This is a genomic window from Streptomyces alkaliphilus (genome assembly GCF_014141535.1).
Classification (GTDB): domain Bacteria; phylum Actinomycetota; class Actinomycetes; order Streptomycetales; family Streptomycetaceae; genus Streptomyces; species Streptomyces alkaliphilus.
Window position 1 is genome coordinate 1 of the sequence record NZ_VKHT01001611.1, and the last position, 630, is coordinate 630.

The window sequence follows — 630 nt, forward strand, 5'->3', positions numbered from 1 at the left end:
CCGGGGCCCCACCCCCGCCGTGCGCCGCCCCTGCCGGTCCACCGTGCTCCGGCGGGGGCGGCGCACGCGTGGCGCGGGGCCGGGAGTCGGCGCATGCTGGATCCATGAGCCCGCACTCCCCCTCCACGGGGGCGGCCGACCGGCGGCCCCCCGGCCGGGTCCGGGCGTTCCTGACCCCCGGCCGGATCGTGGCACTGCTGATCACCGCCGCCACCCTGGTCTTCGTCTTCCAGAACACCCGCCAGACCCGGATCCGGCTGCTGGTTCCCGAGGTCGTGATGCCCCTGTGGGTGGCTCTGCTGGGAACCCTGTTGATCGGCCTGTTGGTGGGCGGCTACCTCGGGTACCGGCACGGCCGGAGGTGAGGTGGGACGCCGGGATCACCGAGGTGAGCCGCCTCAGCCCCGGCAGAGCACCTCGCCGTGCAGGACCGCGAACCAGCCGTCCTCGGCGGCGGTCCACTCCCGCCATCCCGCGGAGATCTCCGCGAGTTCCTCCCGGGTGGCGTGGCCGTCCGCCACGGCGAGACGCGCGAACTCCGAGCTCGTGCTCCGCTCCGCCCACAACCCGCCCCACCACTCCCGATCGGCGGGCTCGGCGAAGCACCAGGACGAGGTCGAGGGCGTGATG

Annotated in this window: 1 protein-coding gene and 1 pseudogene; one reads left to right on the top strand and one right to left on the bottom strand. The window is 74.9% G+C overall.

Annotated features, from left to right (window positions below):
* The first annotated feature begins 104 nt into the window (after positions 1 to 104).
* The gene (locus tag FNQ90_RS25935; RefSeq protein ID WP_228454553.1) at positions 105 to 365 is read left to right on the top strand and encodes a hypothetical protein; all 261 of its coding nucleotides are present in this window, start codon (positions 105 to 107) and stop codon (positions 363 to 365) included.
* Between the two features lie 33 nt (positions 366 to 398).
* Here FNQ90_RS25935 and FNQ90_RS25940 read toward each other — a convergent pair.
* A pseudogene (locus FNQ90_RS25940) lies at positions 399 to 630 on the bottom strand (SAM-dependent methyltransferase); the annotation flags it as partial.